Annotated in this window: 15 protein-coding genes; 14 read left to right on the top strand and 1 reads right to left on the bottom strand. The window is 69.1% G+C overall.

Annotated features, from left to right (window positions below; translation table 11 throughout):
- Positions 1 to 7 precede the first annotated feature (7 nt).
- From AC1DB1_RS10485 to der, 10 genes are all read left to right on the top strand, one after another.
- Positions 8 to 1,708, top strand: a complete 1,701-nt coding sequence (locus AC1DB1_RS10485; protein ID WP_271177939.1) for a CTP synthase — start codon at positions 8 to 10, stop codon at positions 1,706 to 1,708.
- Complete coding sequence (locus AC1DB1_RS10480) at positions 1,708 to 2,358, top strand: NUDIX domain-containing protein (RefSeq protein ID WP_477200727.1); 651 nt, start codon at positions 1,708 to 1,710, stop codon at positions 2,356 to 2,358. Before AC1DB1_RS10485 ends, AC1DB1_RS10480 begins: the two co-directional genes overlap by 1 nt.
- Complete coding sequence (xerD, locus tag AC1DB1_RS10475; protein WP_477200726.1) at positions 2,355 to 3,260, top strand: site-specific tyrosine recombinase XerD; 906 nt, start codon at positions 2,355 to 2,357, stop codon at positions 3,258 to 3,260. The genes AC1DB1_RS10480 and xerD overlap by 4 nt, the downstream gene beginning before the upstream one ends.
- A 134-nt stretch (positions 3,261 to 3,394) precedes the next feature.
- Positions 3,395 to 4,255 (top strand): ParA family protein, encoded by an 861-nt coding sequence (locus AC1DB1_RS10470; RefSeq protein WP_271177710.1) that lies wholly within the window; start codon positions 3,395 to 3,397, stop codon positions 4,253 to 4,255.
- Positions 4,239 to 5,084 carry a segregation and condensation protein A gene (locus AC1DB1_RS10465; RefSeq protein ID WP_477200725.1) on the top strand — a complete coding sequence of 282 codons (846 nt, stop codon included), beginning with the start codon at positions 4,239 to 4,241 and terminating at the stop codon, positions 5,082 to 5,084. Before AC1DB1_RS10470 ends, AC1DB1_RS10465 begins: the two co-directional genes overlap by 17 nt.
- On the top strand, positions 5,074 to 5,772 hold the full coding sequence (scpB, locus tag AC1DB1_RS10460) for an SMC-Scp complex subunit ScpB (protein WP_477200724.1): 699 nt from the start codon (positions 5,074 to 5,076) through the stop codon (positions 5,770 to 5,772). The genes AC1DB1_RS10465 and scpB overlap by 11 nt, the downstream gene beginning before the upstream one ends.
- A 118-nt stretch (positions 5,773 to 5,890) precedes the next feature.
- Entirely contained in the window at positions 5,891 to 6,658 is a 768-nt protein-coding gene (locus AC1DB1_RS10455) for a pseudouridine synthase (protein ID WP_477200849.1), read from the top strand.
- Positions 6,655 to 7,743 carry a prephenate dehydrogenase gene (locus AC1DB1_RS10450; RefSeq protein ID WP_477200723.1) on the top strand — a complete coding sequence of 363 codons (1,089 nt, stop codon included), beginning with the start codon at positions 6,655 to 6,657 and terminating at the stop codon, positions 7,741 to 7,743. Before AC1DB1_RS10455 ends, AC1DB1_RS10450 begins: the two co-directional genes overlap by 4 nt.
- Positions 7,740 to 8,510 carry a (d)CMP kinase gene (gene cmk / locus AC1DB1_RS10445; RefSeq protein ID WP_477200722.1) on the top strand — a complete coding sequence of 257 codons (771 nt, stop codon included), beginning with the start codon at positions 7,740 to 7,742 and terminating at the stop codon, positions 8,508 to 8,510. Before AC1DB1_RS10450 ends, cmk begins: the two co-directional genes overlap by 4 nt.
- Before the next feature lie 4 nt (positions 8,511 to 8,514).
- The gene (gene der / locus AC1DB1_RS10440; protein ID WP_271177716.1) at positions 8,515 to 10,026 is read left to right on the top strand and encodes a ribosome biogenesis GTPase Der; all 1,512 of its coding nucleotides are present in this window, start codon (positions 8,515 to 8,517) and stop codon (positions 10,024 to 10,026) included.
- 112 nt (positions 10,027 to 10,138) lie between these two features.
- Here the strand turns inward: der and AC1DB1_RS10435 are convergent, their stop codons facing one another.
- Positions 10,139 to 11,539 carry a DUF2252 domain-containing protein gene (locus AC1DB1_RS10435; RefSeq protein ID WP_477200721.1) on the bottom strand — a complete coding sequence of 467 codons (1,401 nt, stop codon included), beginning with the start codon at positions 11,537 to 11,539 and terminating at the stop codon, positions 10,139 to 10,141.
- A gap of 362 nt (positions 11,540 to 11,901) precedes the next feature.
- On the opposite strand from AC1DB1_RS10435, the gene AC1DB1_RS10430 reads away from it, so the two are divergent.
- From AC1DB1_RS10430 to AC1DB1_RS10415, 4 genes are all read left to right on the top strand, one after another.
- Positions 11,902 to 14,229 carry a glycosyltransferase family 2 protein gene (locus tag AC1DB1_RS10430; RefSeq protein ID WP_477200720.1) on the top strand — a complete coding sequence of 776 codons (2,328 nt, stop codon included), beginning with the start codon at positions 11,902 to 11,904 and terminating at the stop codon, positions 14,227 to 14,229.
- Positions 14,229 to 15,857 (top strand): chitinase, encoded by a 1,629-nt coding sequence (locus AC1DB1_RS10425; protein ID WP_477200719.1) that lies wholly within the window; start codon positions 14,229 to 14,231, stop codon positions 15,855 to 15,857. Before AC1DB1_RS10430 ends, AC1DB1_RS10425 begins: the two co-directional genes overlap by 1 nt.
- Positions 15,858 to 16,220: 363 nt before the next feature.
- On the top strand, positions 16,221 to 17,234 hold the full coding sequence (locus AC1DB1_RS10420) for a LacI family DNA-binding transcriptional regulator (protein ID WP_271177720.1): 1,014 nt from the start codon (positions 16,221 to 16,223) through the stop codon (positions 17,232 to 17,234).
- A gap of 139 nt (positions 17,235 to 17,373) precedes the next feature.
- A complete protein-coding gene (locus AC1DB1_RS10415) occupies positions 17,374 to 18,678 on the top strand; it encodes an ABC transporter substrate-binding protein (RefSeq protein ID WP_271177721.1) in 1,305 nt (434 codons plus the stop codon).
- Positions 18,679 to 18,726: the final 48 nt, after the last annotated feature.

The following is an 18,726-nucleotide window of genomic DNA, read 5'->3' as shown; positions in this document are numbered from 1 at the left end:
GCCCGTGGTGGATAAATCAGACGCGGGCATTTCAAACGGCATTACCAAGCACATCTTCGTGACGGGTGGTGTCGTTTCTTCGTTGGGCAAGGGCCTTACAGCGGCCAGCCTCGGCAACCTTCTCACAGCTCGCGGGCTGCGGGTCGTTATGCAGAAACTCGATCCGTACCTCAACGTGGATCCCGGAACGATGAACCCGTTCCAGCACGGCGAGGTGTTCGTGACCGATGACGGCGCGGAGACCGACCTCGACATCGGGCACTACGAGCGCTTCCTCGACATCAACCTCGGCCAGTCGGCCAACGTGACCACCGGGCAGATCTACTCGAACGTGATCGCCAAGGAGCGACGCGGCGAGTACCTCGGCGACACGGTGCAGGTCATCCCGCACATCACCGACGAGATCAAGCGCCGCATGCGCCTGCAGGCGCAGGCCGGCCCCGACGGCGAGCCCGCCCCCGACGTGATCATCACCGAGATCGGCGGAACCGTCGGCGACATCGAGTCGCAGCCGTTCATCGAGTCGGCCCGTCAGGTGCGCCACGAGCTCGGCCGCAAGAACTGCTTCTTCGTGCACGTCTCGCTCGTGCCGTACATGAACGCGTCCGGCGAGCAGAAGACCAAGCCCACCCAGCACTCCGTCGCGGCCCTGCGCTCGATCGGTATCCAACCGGATGCCCTGGTGCTGCGCAGCGACCGTCCCGTCTCCGAGTCCAACAAGCGCAAGATCGCGCTGATGTGCGACGTCGACGAGGGCGCCGTCGTCAACGCCGTCGACGTGCCGAGCATCTACGACATCCCCACGATGCTGCATGACCAGGGGCTCGACGCCTACATCATCGACCAGCTCGGCCTCGACGCCGGCGACGTCAACTGGGACGGCTGGAGCGACCTGCTCGAGGCGGTCCACGACCCGAAGCACGATGTCACCATCGGCCTCGTCGGCAAGTACATCGACCTGCCCGACGCCTACCTCTCGGTCACCGAGGCCCTGCGCGCCGGCGGATTCGCCCACAACGCCAAGGTGCGCCTCAAGTGGATCGCCTCTGACGAGTGCGGCACGCCGGAAGGCGCGGCCCACATGCTCTCCGACGTCGACGCGATCTGCGTGCCGGGCGGGTTCGGCGTGCGCGGCATCGAGGGGAAGCTCGGCGCCCTCCGCTTTGCGCGTGAGAACGGCATCCCCGCCCTCGGCCTCTGTCTCGGGCTGCAGTGCATGGTCATCGAGTACGCGCGTCACGAGGCCGGCCTCGCGGGAGCCTCGTCGTCGGAGTTCGACCCGGACACCGAGTTCCCCGTGATCGCCACCATGGCCGAGCAGGTCGAGATCATCGCCGGCGGCGACCTCGGCGGCACGATGCGTCTCGGCCTCTACCCGGCGGCGCTCGCCGAGGGGTCGATCGTCTCCGAGCTGTACGGAGCGCCGGAGGCATCCGAGCGTCACCGCCACCGCTACGAGGTGAACAACAACTACCGCGAGCAGATCGCGGACGCCGGCCTCTGGTTCTCGGGCACCTCGCCCGACGGCCACCTGGTCGAGTACGTCGAGCTGCCGCGCGACGTGCACCCGTTCTACGTGGGAACGCAGGCCCACCCCGAGCTCCGGTCGCGCCCGAACCGTGCGCACCCGCTGTTCCGCGGTCTCGTCGGCGCTGCACTCGACCGCCAGAAGGCGAGCCGTCTGTTCGAAGTCGCCGCGGAAGCCTGATGAGCGACGCTCCCGTCGTGGCCGAGGAGGCCCTGACCGACGACGCGTTCTTGCCGCAGATCACCTCGAGCGAGATCGCGTTCGAGGGCAAGATCTGGAACGTGCGGCGCGACACGTTCCGTTACAACGACGACGAGATCACGCGGGAGTACATCGACCACACGGGCGCCGTCGCCATCCTCGCGATGGACGACGACGGCCGGGTGCTGCTGATCAAGCAATACCGGCACCCGGTCCGGCACCGCGAGTGGGAGATCCCGGCCGGGCTGCTCGATGTGCGCGGCGAGGAGCCGCTCGCGGCCGCCAAGCGCGAGTTGTCGGAAGAGGCCGACCTGCAGGCCGACGAGTGGAACGTGCTCGGCGAGTTCTACACGAGCCCCGGAGGAAGCGACGAGGCGATCCGCATCTACCTCGCCCGCGGCGTCACGCCGACCGGAACGGTATTCACCCGTGCCGAGGAAGAGGCCGACATCGAGGTGCGCTGGGTGCCGCTCGACGACGTGGTGGATGCCGTGCTGAACCGCCGGGTGCAGAACCCGTCGCTCATCGTCGGCGCGCTGTCGGCACGGGTCGCCCGGGAGTCCGGATGGGCGCAGCTCGGGGCGGCCGACCTGCCCTGGCCGCGGCATCCCAAACTCGGCGGGGAATGAACATCGAGCGAGCGGTCGACACGTATCTTCGGCACGTCTCGATCGAGCGCGGGCTCTCGGCCAACACTGTCGCGGCGTACCGGCGCGACCTCGTGGTCTACGGGTCGTGGCTCGCCGAGCAGGGCATCGACGATCCCGCCGCGGTGACGACCACCGCCATCTCCGACTTCGCCCTGCACCTCGGATCCCGCGAGGAGTCACCGCTCACCGCGTCGTCACTGGCCCGGATGCTCTCCACGGTGCGCGGATTCCACCGCTTCCTGCTGGAGGAGGGAGTCGTCGACTCCGACGTGGCCCATGAGGTGCGGCCACCGAAGCTGCCGAGCCGTCTGCCGAAGGCGATCACGGTCGACCAGGTCGGCGCGCTGCTGGCGGCGACGGACGGCGACGACATCCAGTCGCTCCGGGACAAGGCGCTGCTCGAACTGCTGTACGCCACCGGCGCGCGGGTGAGCGAGGCCGTCTCGCTCAATGTCGACGACGTGATCGACGACGACATCGTGCGCCTGACCGGCAAGGGCAACAAGCAGCGGATCGTCCCCCTCGGCAGCTACGCGCGCACGGCGATCGACAACTACCTCGTGCGGGCGCGTCCGGCTCTCTCTCTGCGCGGCCGGGCGACGCCCGCGCTGTTCCTCGGGATGCGCGGGGCCCGGGTGTCGCGCCAGAACGCCTGGCTGATCATCCGGGCCGCGGCAGAGCGGGCGCACCTCGACGTGGAGATCTCGCCCCACACGCTGCGCCATTCGTTCGCGACGCATCTGCTGGCCGGGGGAGCCGACGTGCGTGTGGTGCAGGAGCTGCTCGGCCACTCCTCGGTGGCGACGACGCAGATCTACACCCTGGTCACGGCCGACACGCTCCGCGACGTCTACACCTCGGCGCACCCCCGCGCGCGCTGAGCGAACCGGGCGGCGGTGCGGCCCGCGAACCGGGGGTTGCGCCGTTAGACTTGGCCACTGAAGAGCCACGCGACAGAGGGACGAGGAACACGCAGGTGACGCGCAACGACGAGGTACGGACCGAGCTCCCGGGCATGGATGACACATCCCTCGCCGTCCGGCTCGGACCCACCGGTCGTCCCCTCCGCAGCTTCCCGGTGCCCGCCCCGCTGAAGGGCCACGGACCGGCGCGCATCATCGCGCTCTGCAACCAGAAGGGCGGCGTCGGCAAGACGACGACCAGCATCAGCCTGGGCGCCTCCCTCGCCGAGTACGGTCGCCGCGTGCTCGCCATCGACTTCGACCCGCAGGGCGCGCTCTCGGCGGGTCTCGGGGCGCAGACGCACGACGTCACGACGATCTACGACCTGCTGCTGTCGCGCACGAAGGAGCCGGCCGAGGCGATCCAGCACACCGGCACTCCCGGGCTCGACATCATCCCGGCCAACATCGACCTCTCGGCCGCCGAGGTGCACCTCGTGAACGAGGTCGCGCGCGAGCAGATCCTCGCGAGCGTGCTGCGCAAGGTGAGCGCCGACTACGACGTCATCCTGATCGACTGCCAGCCCTCGCTCGGCATCCTGACCGTCAACGCCCTGACGGCGGCTCACGGCGTGCTGATCCCGCTGGAGTGCGAGTACTTCGCGCTGCGCGGCGTCGCACTGCTCATCGAGACGATCGACAAGGTGCGCGAGCGCCTGAACCCGGCGATCAAGCTCGACGGCATCCTGGCCACCATGTACGACTCGCGCACGCTGCACTCCCGCGAGGTGCTGGAGCGGGTCGTCGACGCGTTCGGCGACAGCGTGCTCGAGACGGTGATCTCGCGCACGGTCAAGTTCCCCGATGCCTCCGTCGCCGGCACCCCGATCACGCAGTTCGCGCCCGAGCACGCCGCCGCCGAGGCGTACCGCCAGCTGGCGAGGGAACTGATCTCGCGTGGCGCCGTCGCCTAGCCCGGCCGACAGCGACCAGGTCGAACCGGCGCCGTCCGTTCCCGAGCCCACCAGCTTCCGGGTCGCCCTCGGCGACTTCGAGGGCCCGTTCGACCTGCTGCTCTCGCTGATCACCAAGCACGAGCTCGACATCACCGAGATCTCGCTGAGCCGGGTCACCGACGAGTTCATCAGCTACTTGCGCGCGCTCGACTCCGACGACAGCCTCGACGAGGCGAGCGAGTTCCTGCTCGTGGCCGCCACCCTGCTCGACCTCAAGGTCGCCGGGCTCCTCCCGCAGGGTGAGCTCGTGGACGCGGAAGACGTGGCGCTGCTCGAGGCGCGTGACCTGCTCTTCGCCCGCCTGCTGCAGTACCGCGCCTTCAAGGAGGCGTCGGCGTGGTTCCAGGCGGGTCTCGAGACCGAGTCGACGCGGCATGCCCGTTCGGTGCGCCTCGAGGACAAGTACCGGCAGCGCACGCCGGAGCTCGTGTGGACCTTGACCGCCGAGGACTTCGCCGCGCTCGCCACGCTGGCGCTCACGCCGCGCGAGATCCCGGTGGTCGGCCTCGACCACCTGCACGCGCCGCTGGTGAGCATCCGGGAGCAGGCGGCCCACGTGGTCGGAATGCTGCGCTCCGGCGAGACCCTCACCTTTCGGCAGCTGGTTGCCGGCGCCGACCAGAAGGGCGTCGTGATCGCGCGCTTCCTGGCGGTGCTCGAGCTGTACCGGCACGCCGCCATCGCCTTCGAGCAGCTGGAACCGCTCGGCGAGCTGACGCTGCGCTGGACGGCGGAGCACTGGTCGCAAGAGAATCTGTCCAATCTGGGAGCTGACTATGACGGTTGAGAACGCGGAGGCCGTGGAGGCCGGCGTCGCCGACGGCGCGGTGAACGCGCCTGCGGACGCGACGGACGCGGCGGACGCGCCTGCGGGCGCGGCGGAGGCGCCCGCGCTGCCGGAGGGCGTCGCCCTCGAGCGCGCACTGGAGGCCATCCTGATGGTCGCCGACGAGCCGATGAGCATCGTCACCCTCGCGACAGCGGTCGGCGCGCCGGTCTCGCGCGTGCGCGCCGCGGTGGACGCTCTGGTCGCGGACTTCGACGGAGTGGGGCCCGACGGCTCCGCGGGCACGGGCGTACGACGCGGCTTCGAGCTGCGCGAGGTCGGCGGCGGCTGGCGCATCTACGTGCGCGCGGAGTTCGACGCCGTCGTCGCGGGCTATGTGCTCGCCCAGAACCCCACCAGGCTGTCGCAGGCGGCGCTGGAGACCCTCGCGGTCATCGCCTACAAGCAGCCCATCAGCCGTGGTGCGATCGCCTCCATCCGGGCCGTGAACGTCGACTCGGTGGTGCGCACGCTGCTCGGCCGCGGTCTGATCACGGAGATGTTCACCGACAGCGAGACCGGCGCCATCAACTACGGCACGACCGACCTGCTGCTCACCCAGCTCGGCATCAACTCGATCGACGAGCTCCCGAAGATCTCGCCGCTGCTCGCGGACGGCGTGGACGGGTTCGACGGCGATGTCCGCTAAGCATCAGGGGCGCGAGCCGGAGCGCGGTCGCGAGCCGGAGCGCGGCGGCAGCGACTCCGGTTCCACCGACGCCCCGCACTGGTCGGACGCTCCGCAGGGGGAACGGCTGCAGAAGGTGATGGCGGCCGCCGGCGTCGCCTCCCGGCGCGTCTCCGAGGACCTGATCGCGGCGGGACGCGTCACCGTCAACGGCGACGTCGTCACCGAGCCCGGGCGCCGCATCGACCCGGTCAACGACCTCGTCGCCGTCGACGGCTCGGCCGTTCAGCTCGACACCAGCCGGCGCTACGTGATGCTCAACAAGCCCGTCGGCGTCGTCAGCTCCATGCGCGACGAGCAGGGGCGCCCGGATCTGTCGCGCTTCACCGCCGACTACGCAGAGCGGCTCTTCAACGTCGGGCGGCTCGACGCCGAGACGTCCGGGCTGCTGATCCTCACGAACGACGGCGAACTCGCCCACGTGCTCGCCCATCCGAGTTTCGGCGTCACGAAGACCTACATCGCCCGGGTGCGCGGCGTCGTCACGCCGCAGACCATCGCCACCCTCACCCGCGGCGTCGAACTCGAGGACGGACCGATCGCCGCCGACCGCGCGCGCCTGCTCGAGCGCAGCTCGGCGAGCAGGGACAGTCTGGTCGAGATCACGCTGCACTCGGGACGCAACCGCATCGTGCGCCGGATGATGGCCGAAGTCGGGCATCCGGTGATCGAGCTGGTGCGCCGGCAGTTCGGCCCGCTGCACCTGGGGACGCTGCGGGTGGGCATGATGCGCGACCTGACTAAGGTGGAACTCGGCCAGCTGCTGACGATCTCGCGGCAGAAGGACGACGCGAAGAAGGACGACGCGAAGCCCGTCACGAAACCCACCGAGAGAGACGCCAGGTGAACGACACGACCTCCCGGCTCAGCGGCCCCGTCCGCGTCGTCGGAACCGGGCTGCTCGGCGCCTCCGTCGGCCTCGCGCTGCGCGCCCGCGGAGTGGACGTGCTGCTCGCCGACGCCTCGCCCGCCCACCTCAGCCTCGCCGCCGACTACGGCGCCGGTCGGGCCGACGACGGTTCGGCAGAGCCCGCGCTGATCGTCGTCGCGGTGCCGCCCGACCTCGTCGGCACCGTCGTGCGCGCCGAGCTCGCCGCGCATCCGGATGCCGTGGTCACCGACGTCGCGAGCGTCAAGGTCGCGCCGCTGGCGGAGCTCGAGGCGGCAGGCGTCGACCTCTCGCGCTACGTCGGCTCGCACCCGCTGGCCGGACGCGAGCGCGGCGGTCCCAGCGCCGGACGCGCCGACCTGTTCCTCGGCCGCCCGTGGGTGGTCTGCGCGCGGCCGGAGAACGACCGCTCGTCCGTCTCGCTCGTCGAGGCGTTGATCCTCGACCTCGGTGCGACGCCCATCGAGATGCAGACCGCGGAGCACGACGCCGCGGTCGCGCTCGTCTCGCACACGCCGCAGATCGTCTCGAGCCTGATGGCCAAGCGCCTCGCCGGTTCGACGGATGCCGCGCTCGCGCTGGCCGGTCAGGGCGTGCGCGACGTCACGCGGATCGCCGGCAGCGAGCCCGAGCTCTGGGTGCAGATCCTCGGTGCGAACGCGCCGGCGGTCGTCGACATCCTGCGTGCCTACCGCGACGACCTCGACCGCATGCTGATCGCGCTCGGAGACATCGACGTCGCCGGATCGCGCCGGACCATCGCGGAAGAGCTCGCCGGCGGAAACCTCGGCGTCTCGCGTCTGCCCGGCAAGCATGGGCAGGACAAGCGCTATGCCTCGATCGTGGTGATGGTCGACGACGAGCCCGGCGAGCTCGCGCGCCTGCTCGCGGAGCTGGGCGAGATCGCTGTGAACCTAGAAGACCTGCGGCTCGAGCACTCGCCCGGCGCGCAGGTCGGACTGGCCGAGATCGCTGTGCTGCCCGAAGTGCTGCAGCGCACGATCGACGACCTGACCGCACGAGGATGGAGGATCGCCGGATGACCGACGCCACGACCGACGCCACGACTGGTGCCACCGCGCACGCCGACGACCTGAGCGACACGATCGTCGTCGCCGTCGACGGCCCCGCCGGCAGCGGCAAGTCGAGCGTCAGCAAGGCCTCTGCGCGCAAGCTGGGATTCGCGTACCTCGACACCGGCGCCGCGTATCGCGCACTCAGCTGGTTCGTCGTGCAGCGAAGGCTCGACCCGACGGACTCCGCCGCCGTCATCGACGCGATCGCCGACTTCGACTACCGCATCGGCACGGATCCGAGTGGTGGCGACCCCGCCGACACCGGCGTCTTCGTCGGCGATCACGACGTGACCGAGGCCATCCGCGAGCCGGATGTGACCGCGGTCGTGAGCGCGATCGCCCGGGTTCCCGAGGTGCGCTCGTACCTCACCGGACTGTTCCGCACGATCATCCGGCGCACCGAGCGGCCGGGCATCGTGGTGGAGGGGCGGGACATCACGACGGTCGTCGCGCCGGACGCTCAGGTCCGCATCCTGCTCACTGCCAGCGAAGAGGCTAGAATAGCCAGGCGTTCCGCAGAGCTCGTCGGCCAGTCCGCCGCCCATGTCGGCGAGCAGCTCCACCGGCGCGACCGGGCCGATTCCCGCGTCGTGGACTTCATGAACGCCGCCGACGGTGTGACCACCGTCGATTCAACCGATCTCGACTTCGACCAGACCGTGGATGCGGTCATCGAGGTCGTGCACTCCGTGACAGAACGCGACAGTGCACAGCGAAACCCCGAAAGCACGTGAAGCCATGACTGACAAAGCCGAACTGGCCGAGCCGGAAGGCGACGACGACCTCGTCGAGCGCCTCACCGATCTCGACGAAGAACTGGCCGCGCAGCGCGCCGCCGCGCTCCGCTCCGGCCTCGACGACTACGAGCTCGACGAGAGCGACCTCGACATCCTCGAGACCGTCAGCGACGATCCGGATGCCATCACCTACCTGCCCGCGCTGCCCGTGCTGGCGATCGTCGGCCGGCCGAACGTGGGCAAGTCCGCGCTCGTCAACCGCATCCTGGGCCGCCGCGAGGCCGTCGTCGAAGACACCCCCGGTGTGACGCGCGACCGCGTCTCGTACCAGGCGGAGTGGAACGGCCGGCGCTTCACGCTCGTCGACACCGGCGGCTGGGAGCCCGACGCCAAGGGCATCGACGCGTCCGTCGCGGCCCAGGCCGAGATCGCGATCGACCTCGCCGACGCCGTGCTGTTCGTCGTCGACGCGAACGTGGGCGCCACCTCGACCGACGAGCAGGTCGTCCGGATGCTCCGCAAGGCGAACCGCCCGGTGTTCCTCGCGGCCAACAAGGTCGACGACGTGCGGCAGGAGCCCAACGCGACCGAGCTGTGGTCGCTCGGACTCGGCGAGCCGCGTCCCGTCTCGGCCCTGCACGGCCGTGGTGTCGCAGACCTTCTCGACGAGATCCTCAAGGTGCTGCCGCAGGTCTCCCGGGTCGCCAAGCAGGAGGTCGGGGGGCCGCGTCGTGTCGCGATCGTCGGTCGGCCGAACGTCGGCAAGTCCTCGCTGCTGAACAAGGCAGCCGGGGAGGAGCGCGTCGTCGTCAACGAGCTCGCGGGCACGACCCGTGACCCGGTGGACGAGCAGGTCGAGATCGCCGGCAAGGTGTGGCGCTTCGTCGACACCGCCGGCATCCGGCGTCGCGTCCACCTGCAGCAGGGCGCCGACTTCTACGCGTCGCTGCGCACCTCCACCGCGCTCGACAAGGCCGAGGTGGCCGTCGTGGTGCTCGACGTGACCGAGCCGATCAGCGAGCAGGATGTGCGCATCATCGACCTCGTGCTCGAATCGGGCCGTGCGCTCGTGCTGGCGTTCAACAAGTGGGATCTGCTCGACGACGACCGCCGCCGGTACCTGGAGCGCGAGATCGAGCAGGACCTCGCGCACGTGTCGTGGGCGCCGCGCGTCAACATCTCCGCGCGCACCGGGCGCCACCTGGAGAAGTTGGTGCCGGCTCTCGAACTCGCGCTCGAGTCGTGGGACACCCGCATCCCCACCGGCAAGTTCAACGCCTTCCTGGCGGAGCTCACGGCCGCGCATCCGCACCCCGTGCGCGGTGGCAAGCAGCCGCGCGTGCTGTTCGGCACCCAGGCGACAAGCCGTCCGCCGACATTCGTGGTGTTCACGACCGGGTTCCTCGACCCCGGCTACCGCCGCTACATCATCCGGCGCCTGCGCGAGATCTACGGATTCGAGGGGACGCCGATCCAGCTCAACATGCGCGTGCGCGAGAAGCGCAAGCGCTAGCGCGCCGGTCGCTCCGGCGCCGGTCGTGCAGTATCGCGAACCGAGAGCCGTCGGTCGTGCGGTATCGCACGATCGGGCGGCGGGCGGCGGGCGCCGGGCGCGCGGGCCGCGCTCAGAGCGGCGCGGCCTCGTAGCGGCCGCTGACCACGGCGGCCCGCAGCGTCTCGTAGTCGGCGTGCGACTGGTCGGCGTAGGAGAGCGCCCATGTCGTCACCGCCTCGGGCAGCACGTCGCCATGCCCGATGTACCCGGCGATGAACGCAGCGTTCGCGCTGCGCGAGTGCGCCCGCGCCAGGAGCTGCGCGCAGGCGAAGGCGTAGTCGTCGAACGTCTGCTCCGCCATCCGGTCGATGTCGAACGACACATTGCGGTCGCGGAACTGGCGCACGTAGAACCCGAAGCCCTCGAATGTCACGTAGCCCAGGAACGGATCGGACACCGCCTGCAGGATGCGCTGCTTGGCAGTGACGCGGTAGCCGTGGTGCTCGCCGAGACGTTCCCTGTCGATGCCGGCGACCTCTTCGCGTTCCACGCCGCCGAACTCCTGCACCACCGAATCGGTCGCCTCCTTGATCTGCAGGATGAGCGCTTCGCCACGGGGCCCGGTGAGCACCACGATGAAGCAGCGCGTGCCCACGCTGCCCACACCGACGACCCGTCGCGCGACATCCGTCACGGTGTGCTGGGAGAGCAGCAGCGCGATGTCGGGGGAGACGGTGCGGCTGTAGCGGGCGAGCACCTCGCCGACGACCGACTCCATCTCCGGTGGCACGTGCGTCAGGCGGGGAGGCGCTTCGATGAGGTGCAATGACCCGTCGGCGGCGCGTTCCGTGATGCGTGCGATCACGCGCTCCGATGTGCGCTTCTCGGACGCCGCCACCAGGTCGCGCACGACGCGCTGCGTCTTCTTGCCGAACTGACGCCCGCCCTGAACGACGGCCGGGAGGAAGAAGCGCTCGGTGACCGGCACGCCAAGTGACTGGTGGAGCGCGTCGCGGTAGGTGCGGGCCGCGTGCAGAGCCGCCTCCCGGGCACGGGCGTCGCTCGCCCCGCGACCCCGCGCCGCGATCACCACGCTGGTGACCATGCGCTTGAGGTCCCACTCCCAGGGGCCGGTGGTGGCCTCGTCGAAGTCGTTGAGGTCGAACACCATCGAGCGCTCGGGGGAGGCGAACAGCCCGAAGTTGGCGATGTGGGCGTCGCCGCAGATGACGATGTCGGCGCCGCTGGTGGGGAGCCCCGCCAGGTCGGCGGCCTGGATGGCGGCGGTGCCGCGGTAGAACGCGAAGGGATCCTGCAGCATCCTGGCGATGCGCAGGGGCACCAGGTCGGGGAGACGGCGCGCGTGCTGCTGGTCGAGCACGCCGAGCGGATCGCGGGCGGCGTCGGGTACGTAGTGCGCCTGCGAGGATCGCGGGATACGTGAGCGGGCGGCCCGGCCCGACTCGTACCGCTCCTCGTGGGTGACGACGTGGTCGTGGTCGAAGCGGAGCCGGCCGGGTGCACGATTCATGTGCTCACGATAGCGGCGTCGATCCGCGCGCCACGCCCGCGGGAGAGGGGCGTAAATTGCCGATGCAAACGCATAGGATATTCTCAGGTAGGAAGAACGGTCGGTATACCCAGCGTGAACGCGCGGGTTCACGGGCCTCGAATCGCTTCGGAACGAGTCGCCAAAATGCCAGCTGACCGCGTATTTCGTAGCCGCGTGCCGAATTCGTAGCGCAAAACCGCTCTGAAGTGGGTAGACACGCCCGCCCACAAAGGGGGGTTTTGTACCCCGGTATGTCCTCACTAATGTGGACACTACGAGAGCTACCCGACCGCGCCACCCGAAGGCGCGGGCTCTCCTATTTCAAGGACGCATACCCGATCATGAGTTCTACAAGTTCATACAACCCTGCCCGCAAACGGCAACTCGGCGCTGAGAAGCGAACCGAACCGCTGCCGACCGTGCACCCGAAGCCCTCCGACCGCAAGATCACCTTCAGCCGTGTCGCCATCGTGCTCACCGTGCTGTTCTGGGTGATCTATGTGGTCACCACGATCATCCGTCAGTTCCTGGTGCTCGGCACGCAGGACTTCCGCTTCACGATGGAGGCGATCGGCTACCTCGTGGTCGTCACCTTCCTGACGTTCTCGGCGCTGATGTACCTGGTCGCCCGCCAGGGTGCGCTGGTGCGGTTCAAGAAGCACGTGCGTGTTCCCCGCGCCGAGCTCGACCGCCATTTCGCCGCCAACCAGCCGTCGATCACCGTGCTCGTGCCCTCCTACGCGGAGGAGCCCGAGGTCGTGAAGATGACCCTGCTGTCGGCCGCGCTGCAGGAGTTCCCGTCGATGCGCGTCGTGCTGCTTCTCGACGACAACCCCCACCCGACCGACCCGGCCGTGGCGGACCGGCTGAACGCCACCCGCGCCCTCGCCGACGACATCAGCCGGATGCTCGCCGAGCCCCGCTCGCGGTTCACGGATGCCCTGCTGCGGTTCGAGCTGAACGACACCGACACCTTCGTCGCGCCGCACACCGCGGTGGAGCTGGCCGGAGAGTACGCCTGGGCCGCCGAGTGGCTCTACGCCCAGGCGGACGCCCACACGATCGACGACCACGTCGACCTGTTCTTCGCCGACCAGGTGCTGCGCGGCCTCGCCGACGAGCTCGCCCTCGTCGGGCAGGCTGTCGAGGCCGCCCTCGAGGACGGCGCCGCCCTGACCTCCGAGCGCGTCGCGCAGCTCTACCGCCGCCTCGCCTGGACTTTCGACGCCGACCTCGCCGTGTTCGAGCGCAAGCAGTGGGCATCCCTCTCGCACGAGGCCAACAAGGCGATGAACCTGAACGCCTACATCGGCCTGATGGGCGGTACCTATCGCGTCGAGGAGACGCCGGATGGTCCCATCCTGACCCCGGTGAGCTCGCGTCGTCCCGGTGACATCGAGATCCCCGACAGCGACTTCCTGCTGACCCTCGACGCCGACTCGATCCTGCTGCGCGAGTACTGCCTGCGCCTCACGTACTTCTTGCAGCAGCCGGACAACGCCCGCGTCGCCGTGACCCAGACCCCGTACTCGTCGTTCCGCGGCGCCGGCACCCGCATCGAGCGCCTGGCCGGTGCGACCACCGACATCCAGCACATCCTGCACCAGGGCATGAGCTACTACGGCGCCACTTTCTGGGTGGGCGCGAACGCCGTCATCCGCAAGCGCGCCCTCGAAGACATCGTCGAGACCGAGTTCGTCGGCGGCTTCGAGGTGCGCCGGTACATCCAGGACCGCACGGTCATCGAGGACACCGAGTCGAGCGTCGACCTCGGCACCCACGGCTGGACCCTCGTGAACTACCCGGAACGCCTGAGCTACTCCGCCACCCCGCCCGACTTCGGCTCGCTGATCGTTCAGCGCCGCCGCTGGGCGAACGGCGGGCTGCTGATCCTCCCGAAGCTGTGGCGCCAGGTGCGCGAGCGCAAGCGTCGCGGCGACCTGGTGTCGCGCACCGAGCTCATGCTGCGGGTGAACTACATGGCGTCGATCGCCTGGGCGAGCTTCGGCCTGATCTTCCTGCTGGCGTACCCGTACGACGGCCGCCTGCTCAGCCCGGTCGTGCTCCTTGCGGCGCTGCCGTACTTCATCGCGATGGCCAGCGACCTGCGCTACGCCGGCTACAAGGCCACCGACGTGCTGCGCATCTACGGCTTCAACCTGATCCTGCTCCCGGTGAACCTGGCCGGCGTGCTCAAGTCGATCCAGCAGTCGCTCACCGGCAAGAAGATCCCGTTCGTGCGCACCCCGAAGGTCAAGAACCGCACCGCATCCCCGCTGCTCTACGTGATCACGCCGTTCCTGATCGTCGCGTTCTCGGTCTTCACGCTGTGGCGTGACGTCAACGCGCAGAACTGGGGCAACGCCGCGTTCGCGCTCTTCAACGCGACCCTCGCCGTGTGGGCGATCATCTCGTACATCGGCATCGGCAACTCGATCGTCGACATCTGGCTCGGCCTCACCCGCCCGCTCTACGTCGAGAAGAACCGCACCCGTGCCGCGGACACCCAGGCTCCGGCGGCCGACGTGCTCGACTGGCGCTCGGTGCTCTACCACGGCCACGCCGGCGGCGACCTGCCGCGCGTCGAGGCCACCCACCGCATCGCCGAGTCGGTCGAGACCGATGTCACCTCCGACACTCTCTCCGACACCGAGAGGCAGGCCGCCTGATGGCCCGCGTGAAGAAGCAGCAGCAGCAGGCTGCCGAGAACCGCGACGCCCAGGCGCCGACCGGAGGCAACTCCGACGGTGGCCGTCGCCTGTCGCCGCTGCGCGTGATCGGAGCGACCCTGGTGGCTGCGATCGTCATCTCGGCGGGTGTCGTCGGGTTCCAGTGGTGGAGCGCCAAGGCGTCCGTCGAAGCCAAGCCGTGGTTCGCCGCGTACGTCGACGTGACCGCGACCCCGCGGTTCGCATTCGAGAACCTCGGTGCGACGAAGACCAAGGATGCCGTGCTGTCGTTCGTCGTCGCCTCGTCGTCCGACGGCTGCACGCCGACCTGGGGCGCCGCGTACACCCTCGACCAGGCCCGCGCATCGCTCGACCTCGACCGCCGCATCGCCCGTCTGCAGCAGCAGGGCGGCACCGTCGCGGTGTCGTTCGGCGGCCAGCGCAACGACGAGCTCGCGGTGTCGTGCACCGACGAGACGGAGCTGAAGAAGGCGTACTCCACGGTCGTCGACCGCTACGAGGTCGGCACGATCGACCTCGACCTCGAGGGCGCCGGACTCAGCGACGCCGCAGCGAGTACGCGCCGGGCATCCGCCATCGCGGACCTGCAGCAGGAGCGGCGGGCGGCGGGCAAGAGCCTCGCCGTCTGGCTGACCCTCCCGGTCGCTCCGAGCGGGATGACCTCCGACGCCACCGACGCGATCGCGGCCATGCTCGCCGCCAAGGTCGACATCGCCGGCGTCAATCTGATGACGATGGACTACGGGACGTCGAAGGATGCGAAGCAGTCGATGGTCGCCGCCTCCGAGCAGGCCGTCTCGGCCGCCCAGCACCAGCTCGGTGTGCTCTACGACCGCAACAAGACGCACCTCAGCGACCCCAGCCTCTGGGCCAAGATCGGTGCCACTCCGATGATCGGCCAGAACGACATCGAGAAGGAGGTGTTCTCCCTCGCTGACGCCAAGACGTTCAACACGTGGGCGACCTCCAAGGGCCTCGGACGCATGTCGATGTGGTCGGCGAACCGCGACAAGACCTGCGGATCGAACTATGTCGACACCACGGTCGTCTCCGACGCCTGCAGCGGCGTGAGCCAGGGCAAGACCACCTTCGCCTCGCTCCTCAGCGCACACTTCGACGGACGCATCTCGCTCGGCGAATCCGCGGTGACCACCGCGGAGCCCACCTCGACCGCGGCCGTCGCCGACGATCCCGCCCACTCGCCGTACGCGGTCTGGGCGACCGACGATTCGTACCTCAAGGGAACGAAGGTGGTCTGGCACCACAACGTCTACGTGGCCAAGTGGTGGACCAAGGGCGACGTTCCCGACAACCCCGTGCTGAACGCGTGGGAGACGCCGTGGACCCTCGTCGGCCCCGTGCTGCCAGGCGAGACGCCCATCCCGCAGCCCACTCTGAAGGCCGGGACCTTCCCCGACTGGAGCGGCACCACCGCTTACGACAAGGGCACCCGCGTGCTCTTCGAGGGTGTGCCGTTCGAAGCAAAGTGGTGGACGCAGGGCGACAGCCCGGAAGCCGCGTCCTCCAACCCCGACTCGTCCCCCTGGACCCCGTTGACCCAGGACGAGATCGACAAGCTGCTGGGCGGTGATAGCACCACCCAGTAAGGGTTCGGCGGCGGGATGCCTGCGACGTGCGCCCCCCAGTGCGTCTCGCATCCCGTCGTCGTTCGACCGGACTCCGCTGCGGGGTGGAGTCCTGGGCGGTCGTCCGCCTCTCGGTGTGCTCTGCGCGTCTCGACGCCCATTGCGCAGCGGCCGGACGGACGAACGCCCGGTGTCGGCGGGGAAGCTCTCTGCGCTTTCGGGTAGCGCATGTTCCGCCCCCGCCGACACGCTGCCTTGACGCGCCGTCCACCGCCACTTCGGCGGGCACTGGCTACTGTTGACCCAGCGCCGTTGTTGTCGTGGCGCCGCCATTCGTGCGCCGATGACCAGGCGCGACATCCCAGCGGGAAGGAGTGCCGAGACGTGAACCGCGTGACGATCGCTGGTCTCGCTGAACAGCTTCAGCTGTCGAAGGCCTCGGTCTCGTACGCCCTCAACGGGCAGCCGGGGGTGAGTGATGAGACCCGGCGACGCGTGCTCGAGCTCGCGCGGGAGCTGGGCTGGCACCCGAGTTCGAGCGCCCGCGCACTGTCGCGTTCGCGCACCGACGCGATCGGCATCGTGCTGCGGCGCGATCCAAGCCTGCTCGGCACCGAACCGTTCTACATGAGCCTGCTGGCCGGCGTGGAGAGCGTTCTCGCCGAGAGCGATCAGGCGCTGCTGCTGCGGATGGTCGGCACGCATCCCGGGCAGGACCTCGAGACCTACCGCCGGTGGAGCGGCGAGGGCCGGGTCGACGGCGTGCTGCTGTTCGACATCGCCCTCGACGACCCGCGTCCGGCACTGCTCGACAGCCTCGGCCTCGCGTTCGTGCTGCACGGCGCCCGCCCCCAGATCGCGCCCGGCCGTGTGCTCGTCTACAACGTGCGCGGTGACGCGGAGCTGATCGTCGATCACCTCGTCGCGCTCGGCCACAGCCGCCTGCTGCATGTGACGGGCCCGCTCGAGTTCGAACACGAGCACGACCGCCGCGACGCGGTCGCCGCCCGGGCCGCCCACCACGGAGCGCGCGCCTCGTTCGTCGGCTCGGACTACAGCTCGGAGGAGGGTGAGCGGATCGTGACGCAGCAGTTGCGCGCGCATCCGGAGATCACGGCGGTGGCCACGTCGAACGATCTGCTGGCGCTGGGAGCGTCGAACGCACTGGAACGCCTAGGGCGGGATGACGTGGCGCTGGTCAGCTGGGACGACTCCCTGCTCTGCCGCCTCGGCGCCCGCCCGATCACGGCGCTGGCACGATTCCCCGAGGAACAGGGGCGTCGCAGCACGCAGCTCCTACTCGACAATCTGCGTGGTTTGCCCCCGGAGCATACGCGCGCCCGGCCGAGCGAATTGGTTGTGCGCACCACGAGCATCCCGGCGAGCGTACGGTTGTAAGGGGCACGACCGGTCTCGCGTAGACACCCGAGTCTCGTCTGGATATCGTTTTCGCGGGCCCTCTTGACAACTGAACCGGTTAAGTTAGCATCGGTCCCGTGGCGTTCCGCGCCACCCACCAAGAGACAAGGGAGTCACTATGAGAAAACGCGTCATTCTCGCGGGCGCGATCGCGGCCGCGATCGGCCTCGTCGCAGCCGGGTGCAGCGGATCGGGCGGGTCGACCGGCAACGCCAGCGGATCCACGATCACGTACTGGGCCAGCAACCAGGGCACGAGCCTCGACAACGACAAGCAGGTCCTCACCCCTGTGCTCGACGACTTCACGAAGAAGACCGGCATCAAGGTCAAGCTCGAGGTCATCGGCTGGAACGACCTGCAGACGCGCATCCAGACGGCGGTCACCAGTGGTCAGGGTCCCGACGTGCTGAACATCGGCAACACCTGGGCGGCTTCGCTGCAGGCGACCGGCGCGTTCCTGCCGTTCGACGACGCGAACATGAAGGCCATCGGCGGCGCGGACAAGTTCGTCAAGACGGCCCTCGACACGGGTGGCGCGCCCGGCAAGACCAAGACGAGCGTTCCGCTCTACGGTCTCGCCTACGGCCTGTACTACAACAAGGCGATGTTCACCGCCGCCGGCGTCACGCCGCCGACGACCTGGGAAGAGCTCGTCACCGACGCCAAGAAGCTGACCACCGGCGGCAAGTACGGCTTCGCGCTCGCGGCAGGCAGCTACACCGAGAACGCGCACTTCGCGTTCATCAACGCGGCTCAGGACAACGCCGAGCTCTTCGACTCGAAGGGCAACCCGACGTTCACCTCCGACGGCGTCGTCTCCGGCATCAAGCGCTATGTCGACCTGATGCAGAGCGACAAGGTCGTCAACACGTCGAACGCGCAGTACGACAACGGTGTGCAGGCGGTCAACGACTTCGCCAAGGGGAAGGTCGCGATGATCCTCAACCAGAACAACGCCGACTCGTCGATCGCCGCCAACGGCATGAAGTCCGACGCCTATGGTGTGGTTCCGTTCCCGGCGCCCGAGGGCGGCCAGCCGGTCGCCAGCCACGTCGCCGGCATCAACCTGTCGATCATGAAGAACACCAAGAACAAGGATGCGGCGCTGCAGTTCGTGAAGTTCATGACCAGCGAGTCCACCCAGACCACGCTGGGCAAGCCGTACGCCTCCCTCCCGGTGCTCAACGGGGCGAAGGCCAACTTCACCGACAACGCTGAAGAGGCTGCGACCTTCCAGAAGATCTACAACACGATGTCGAAGCCGCTGCCGCTGGTTCCGGCTGAGGACCAGTTCGAGAACACCGTCGGCAAGGCGATGAACGACATGTTCGCCAAGGTCGCCACCGGTGGAACGGTCAGCGAGGCGGACATCAAGGCCGCTCTGAAGACCGCGCAGGACCAGGTCGAGCAGTCGATCGGATAGCGTAACCGCGCATCCGCCCGCCGTGGGCGGCTCACGACGCAACACCGT

Source organism: Leifsonia sp. 10N434, from assembly GCF_056394405.1.
This window is presented reverse-complemented; position numbering and strand designations above follow the sequence as displayed.